The 6671-nt window shown below is 62.1% G+C and carries 5 protein-coding genes and 1 pseudogene; 1 reads left to right on the top strand and 5 read right to left on the bottom strand.

Annotation, left to right across the window (positions count from 1 at the left end; all coding sequences use genetic code 11):
• Positions 1-207: 207 nt before the first annotated feature.
• Positions 208-1620: pseudogene (locus SGJ19_09000) on the top strand (integrase core domain-containing protein).
• A 140-nt stretch (positions 1621-1760) separates the two neighbouring features.
• Here SGJ19_09000 and SGJ19_08995 read toward each other — a convergent pair.
• The 5 genes from SGJ19_08995 to SGJ19_08975 all read right to left on the bottom strand — a co-directional run bounded on the left by SGJ19_08995 (position 1761) and on the right by SGJ19_08975 (position 6577).
• Complete coding sequence (locus tag SGJ19_08995; GenBank protein MDZ4780376.1) at positions 1761-2471, bottom strand: galactosamine-6-phosphate isomerase; 711 nt, start codon at positions 2469-2471, stop codon at positions 1761-1763.
• Positions 2468-3409, bottom strand: a complete 942-nt coding sequence (locus tag SGJ19_08990) for an ROK family protein (GenBank protein ID MDZ4780375.1) — start codon at positions 3407-3409, stop codon at positions 2468-2470. Before SGJ19_08990 ends, SGJ19_08995 begins: the two co-directional genes overlap by 4 nt.
• An 80-nt stretch (positions 3410-3489) precedes the next feature.
• Positions 3490-4434: a homocysteine S-methyltransferase family protein gene (locus tag SGJ19_08985; protein ID MDZ4780374.1), complete on the bottom strand. Its 945-nt coding sequence runs from the start codon at positions 4432-4434 to the stop codon at positions 3490-3492.
• Positions 4431-5336, bottom strand: a complete 906-nt coding sequence (locus SGJ19_08980; protein MDZ4780373.1) for a DMT family transporter — start codon at positions 5334-5336, stop codon at positions 4431-4433. The genes SGJ19_08985 and SGJ19_08980 overlap by 4 nt, the downstream gene beginning before the upstream one ends.
• Positions 5337-5392: 56 nt before the next feature.
• Positions 5393-6577 (bottom strand): Gfo/Idh/MocA family oxidoreductase, encoded by a 1185-nt coding sequence (locus SGJ19_08975; protein ID MDZ4780372.1) that lies wholly within the window; start codon positions 6575-6577, stop codon positions 5393-5395.
• Between the last annotated feature and the right edge of the window lie 94 nt (positions 6578-6671).

Raw genomic sequence — 6671 nt, 5'->3', positions numbered from 1 at the left:
GTGGTGGCGATCCCCGACGCTTCCGGCGTCGGCGGCACGGTGACCGTCCCGCGCTTCTCCATTGATGGTGATCTTGGTCTCCTGGAAGCGCGCGGCGGATCGATTGCTTCCAATCTCCGCGCCGGGCGCGTCGGTGCCGTCCGCGCGACGACGCCAGCTACCAAGAACAGTGCCGGCGTCGTCGAAGGCTTCTTCAACGTCGAATCGATGAATCTGCTAGCCACGGTTGGCAGCGACGTGACGGCCTCGCTGGTCACGACCGACGCCGCCCACCAGGACTTGATCGTTGATGTCCGCCTCGACGAGCTGGGACGCGGCGGCAGCATCGAGAGCCGGCATAGCTTCCACATCGCCGGCGGCGTCGAGGCGATTGTCGCGCATCAAATCGATCTGCGTCTCATTTCCGGCGGAGTGGTGGAACTCATCGAAGCGGTGGCGGGCGTTGACAATGCGCCTGGCAAACTACATGGCGACTGGACCGCCCAGCGGTTCGAGATGATTCGCGCGGTAGGGAACGATCTCGAATTCGAAATCTATCCGCTGGACGCGAGTATCGCGCCATCGTCTGGCGCACGGTTGGAACCAAGCCCACCCGGTTGCTCGGGAGACGGGTGCCTTTTCGTGGAACTGCTCAATCCAGCGGCTCCCTTTGCGCTAAACTTCGCGGGACAAGCGAGCGAACAGAACCCGTTGGAGCTTGCCACGAGTTCCTTCGTGGCCGTCGTGATCGGCGAAACCAGTCTTGACGCCGGCGCAATTGGCGGCCCAACAACCTGGAACGGACAGCCGCTCACTTACGACGTGTCTGACGATCGCTTCGAGATTCGCGATGGTCGCCTCGTTCTTAAGGATGGAATCACGCTGCTGCCTCGCGGGGCCGCGTCGATTCTCGTAATCGTCAACGCGTCGTCGCCCGATGGGGTCCTGCAGCTCACGCACGATTTCACGATCGCCTTCGACGCGGTGTTCGCACTGGAAGGCGACGCAGACGGCGACGGGCGAGTGGATCTGAGCGACCTCAACGCAGTGCGGAATCATTTCGGCCAAGGCGTTTTCGGCGGGTCTCGCGTTCCGGGAGATACGTTCCCATTTGACGGGCTGGTGGACCTCAATGACCTGAATCGCGTCCGCAACCAGTTTGGCGAGGTGTTTCAATTGGCGACTATTCCAGGAGATACCAATGCGGATGGGCGGGTCAATCTCGTTGACCTGAACAACGTCCGTAACTCCTTCGGCGTCAGCGGGACCGGTGCGATTGGAGACTCGAATAGCGACGGAGTTGTAGACCTTGAAGACTTGAATGCCGTTCGGAACAACTTCGGGGCCGTTCCAGAATCCGCGGAGATGAACTCTGTCGTAATCCGTGGGGCGCGCCAGTTTCCCTCACGGCGACCGTCCCTGCCGTCTCCGAGTTGCCAGGCGAGTGACGCTATTTTTGCCATGCTCGATCAAGAAGACTCGCGCGGAGCGTTGCGCCGACCTCTCGTATACAATACGCCTGCGAGACGTTCAGGTTCTCCAGCGGTGCGTCGTCTGACGAGCGTCTGGAAGGAGGCTCACAACCATCACCGGCCGCACAGCTCGCTGGGTTACTTGACCCCCGGAGAGTTCGCGGCCCGCTGAGTTGCTTCCGCTCCGGGATGCGTCTCAACGCCGGCTACGCCGTCGCCTCTGCCCATCCCTCCGTTCCAGCAGCACAGCAGTCTTACCGCACCGTTACCTTCATAACGGGTGGTACAGGCATTCGTGGCTGGTCAGGATCACGCTAGCGCTGTTTCGTCGCACAGCAACGTCACTGCAGGATGCAATTGCAGAAATGACGCTGGGAATTGGGACGCAATCTCGCCCTGCAACAATCGAGCGAGTGCAGCGCGTTTGTTTTCACCGGAGACGAGCAACAATACTTCTCGTGATTGCAGTAGGTCCGCTATGCCGAGTGTCAGCCCGTGCGTTGGGCGCCGGCTGCTTTGGCTGAGCATCGCGTGCGTCATTGACGTGTCCGACAGTTTCGCCACGTGGGCGTGGGGCCGTAGGAATGCGTGCGGTTCGTTGAAGCCGAGATGGCCGTTGAGCCCCAGCCCGAGGGCGCAAACGTCAATGGGTCCATGTTGTCGCAACCAGGCGGCGATGCGCTGGCATTCCGCCTCCGGTTCCCCGTCGCTGGCGAACGACACGTAACGATCATCAAGCGACAACGGTTCGACCAGCACGCGCCGCAAGTGAGATTCGCAGGTCGCCGGGTCGTCCATTGGCAGCCCGCCCCACTCGTCGAGCTTGATCAGACGCAGACGCGCGCAGTTCAGTGGACTTGCGGCAAATTTATCGGCCAACAGTTCGTACGCGCGATTCGGCGTAGAACCGGACGCCGCGCACAGCAAGGCGTCGGGGCGCTGGCGAATCGCGTCGGCGATCCATTCCGCGGCGCGCTGACTCATGGCTTCGTGGTTTGGCAAGACGATCGGTTCGATCACAGCGTATCCTTGCTTCGTGCTACCGTCGCGGCAGCTGCGCCGATCAATCCCGCGTCCGCGCCAAATGCAGCGGTGTGAAAGGCAAGCTCGCGATGCAGGTCCGACCAGATAAGTCGCCGCGATTCTGCTTGCACGAGATCTCGATACCAATCGGCCGCTGCGCCGAGTCCGCCGCCGATGACCACGATTTCCGGATCGAGCGTGTTAACGAGAAATGCGATCGCGGCGCCGAGTGCTTTAGCTGCGCCATGGACGACCCACAACGCGTCGCGATCTTCGGCTTCGGCGAGGCGGAGTACGGCTCGCGCATCGCCGGGAAAGCCGGTGCGACGTTCGCACAATCGCGCCGCGAACGCCGGGCCAGCCGCGAATTGCTCGAGCGTTTTGCCTGTATATACGTTTCCGTCGTCCTCGAACCAGGCGATCGGACTGCTGGCGAAAGTGCCGGTGAGGCCGCGCGCGCCCGTGTACGGAACGCCTGCGATGACCAACGCCGCGCTAATCCCTGTGCCGACGGTGACGTAAAGAAACGAGCTCTTGTCTCGACCGGCGCCAAAGCGACCTTCCGCCAAGGCGGCGGCGCGGACGTCCGCCTCAAGTGTTACCGTGAGCCCTGTGGCTTTTTGGAGCGACTCAGTCGGGGCGAGGCTGAGCCAATCGATCGTCGCGGCGCTTAGCACTTCGCCGCGCGGACTGACCAGTTCCGCGAGCCCCACGCCCACCGACCGCGGAACGGCATCAAGCCGTTGCGATTCTTCCAGGAGCGACGCGGCGATGGACAGCACGTCGTCCAGCACGGCTTGCCCGCCGCGCTCGGGCAAGGTCGGCGTGAGTCGCCGCGCTAGGACAGCGCCGTCGTCGAGACGTACCAAGCCAGCGGCGACTTTCGTGCCGCCGACGTCGACACCGATGGCGTATTTTCCGCTGGCTTCGCTCATAGTCGTTGACAATAGCGACGGCATGGTCGCCTTTCGCTCCGCGAAAGTGCGCCCTTTCGCGGAGCGAAAGGAGCGCTGAATTAGTGCGCGGCCTGGAGTCCTTGATGCAGCGCACGGATATAGGCCGGGTTGCAGCCGCAACAGCCGCCGGCGAAACGGAGGCCTTCTTGTTTTGCGACGCGGCCGAATTCCGTGAATTCGCGGCGCGAAATTTGGATGGTTTCGAGATCATCCGGAAACGCCGGCAGCCGCGTGAAGCTTTGGCATTCGTTGTTGGTGTGGAACGCTGCCGGTTGCGCCGCGATGGGCACGCTCGTTGCAGATCGCATCTCGCGCAACAGCGGGAGCATCGTCCTGGGTTCTTGTTCGCAGTTCGCGCCAACGGCGATGGCCCCAAGGTCGGCCATGGCTTTGGCGCATTCGGCAGGCGTGAATCCGTCGGTGCATTTCGTGATCAACGGACGAAAACTCATCGTCGCCACGGCCGGCAGACTCGCCTCCGCGGCGCACTCGAGCGCAATCTTCATTTCCGCCAAGTGAAAGAAGGTTTCCAGGATCAGGAAATCGACGCCGGCGTCTTTGAGCAAGCGAATTTGCTCGGCGATGTGGTCTCGCGCTTTGCCGAGCGATTCCATTCCTTCGCGCTCCACCAACTGGGTCCGCGAGACGCTGCCAGCCACGAGCGCGTGATCGCCGGCGACTTCTTTCGCCAACTTCACGGCCGCGGCGTTGATCGATTCCGTCTGCGACCCGTAGCCGGAGCGGTTGAGCTTTTCGCGCGTGCCGAAGAACGTGAGCGCTTGCAGTACCTGCGCTCCGGCGCGGAGGAACTCGCGATGCAATTCGCGCAATGCATCGGGCTGCTCGATCGCCACTTCGGGCGTGAACTGCCCGCTGCCACGGCCCGTGCCGACCTGCTCGCGCCCGGAGCCGCTGTCGACATACCCGCGGCGTTCCAGTTCAATCAAATAGCCGCCGTCGCCGAGGACGACGCCGGACTTCATCAGTTCCACGATGCTTTTCATGCGAGAGTATCCGTCGCTGGCTCCGCGAGAGGAGCGGGTTTCGCGGCAGGTTCGTAGGTCAGCATGGCCACGGCTAGGAGCGCGAAGGCGATGCCAAGACCCTGTCGCTGGTTAATCGAGTTGTTGAAATACCAAAGTGCAATCGGCAAGCTGATCAAAGGATACAGTCCGGCCAGCGGCGTGATAATGGCCGCGCGGCCGCCGCTGGCGAACGCGGCTAGGACCGCGAGGTTGCCTAGGGCCAGCGTCAGGCCGAGCGTGAGCACCAGCGCCCAGTGTTTGAGGGACACGGCCGCCGTCAGCGGTTCTCGCCAATAAAGGATCAGTCCGATGGGAATGAACGCCAGGTGAAACCACAGCGCCGAGTACGCGCCGCCGACGTAGTTCGTCGCCAACTTTTGCAACAGCCCGGCCGTTCCCCAGAGGCCGATCGGAATCATGGCCGCGAGCAACCAACTGTTGATCAGGCCGGATTCCGATTCCTTCGACACATTGAACAAGTAAATCGCCGCCATCGAAAGTACGAGTCCCAAGAGTTGTACGACGTTCAGGCGTTCCCTGAGCAGCACGACGGCCAGCAGCACCGTGACCAGGGGATACATTGCCGCCAAGGGCACGACTGTCGCCGCGTTTTCACCGCGACTCAACAGATCGAAGTACGGAATGTTCCCCAGGCTGGAACAGACGCCCGCGGCGAGTGAGATCCACCGTCCGCGGCGTTTGTTTTCGCTGCTGGCCGGCTCACGTTGAAACGGCAAGATGCAGAGCAGCGGTAACAAGCCAATCGTGCAGAGGGCCTGTTGTTGCTGCGCCGAAAGCGACGTCCCGATCTCCGTCGGGATTACCGCCCAAACGCCCCAGCAGGCGATGGCCAACAGCGTCCAGAGGAGCCAACGGGGCATAGCGGACTCGGATAGTCGCCTTTCGCTCCGCGAAAGGCGACAGAGACGAAATGGTGCTACGAGACGATCGGCCACTTGAACGAGGTGGTGAGATCGATGCGGCGGCCGGTTTTTTGCGATTCACGCGCGGCGCAGATGATGTCCAGGACGTGGATCGAATGTTCCGGCGTGAACAGCGTTTCCTTGCCGGTTGCCAAAGTTTCGGCTACGAGCGATGCGCCTTGCTGCCAGACGTAGTCGTTCGGCTCGTCGCAGTTGCGCTTGATTTCGGGGGCGTCCATCGTCGCCAGATCGACGGCCAGCGGGGCCCAATCGTAGCCGACCAGGCCCATGAAACCGTGCGAGCCGACCATCGAAATCGTGTGCCGGACTTCTTTGCTGCCGTCGTGTCCGTGCGGATTGAAGTAATTGAACCCGCTTTGCACGTGCGAGAGGACGCCGTTGCCGTGGTCGAGAATCAACATCGCGTTGTCCTCTTCGGTGACTTTGATTGTTCCCTTGCCGTCGATCTTCCGCGTGGGCGTAACGATGTTGAGCATCGCGACGACCGATTTCGCCGGGCCGAACAAACCGGTGAGGCTCGTGATGTTGTACACGCCCAGGTCGGGCAAGCTGCCGCCGCCGACTTCGTAGAAGAACGATGACCAGTGCGGACCCTCGTGACCGTAGTCCGCATGTGCCGCCGCGACGCGGCCGAGTTTGCCAGCGCCAAGGGCTTTGGCCATGAACGCGAACTGCGGGCTGTTCACCGCGGTCGGGGCGCCCCAGATGCGGACGCCTTTTGACTTGGCGAGCGCCAACACCTCTTGCGCGCCGGCGACGGAATTACCGATCGGCTTCTCGCTCCAGACGTGCTTGCCGGCTTCGATCGCCTCGCGATTCAGATGCTCGTGTTCCTGCATGTCGGTCGTGTTGACCAGCAGGTCGAACTCGACCCCCTTCAACATCTCCTTGATGTGCGGGTAGCGATTCGCGATCTGGAATTCATTGCCACGATTCTCGGCGCGCTCCGGCTTGATATCGCAAAGGCTCACGACTTCGCCGTACGGGCACTTCGACAAGTGCGGCAGGTACGCCCCGGAGACGCTCCCACAGCCGATGAGCCCGATGCGGATTTTTTTCGTCGCGTCGGCTTGGGTAGCCGCCGTCGAGGGTTGCAGCAGCGAACCGAGGGTCAAGGCGGCGCCGGCGGCGGCCGTTTTGCCGACAAACGTGCGGCGATCCAGATCGTCGGATGGCATGACGTGGGCCTGATCAGAGTGGGGAGATGTGGGCGAGAAAAGCGTTGTGATAGGATGATTGTCGATTGCGGCTCCCCCGGATGTCAAGCTGTTA

The organism is Planctomycetia bacterium (genome assembly GCA_034440135.1).
GTDB lineage: Bacteria > Planctomycetota > Planctomycetia > Pirellulales > JALHLM01 > JALHLM01.
Note: the sequence above shows the minus strand (reverse complement) of the source record. Positions and strands in the feature narration are given on the sequence as shown.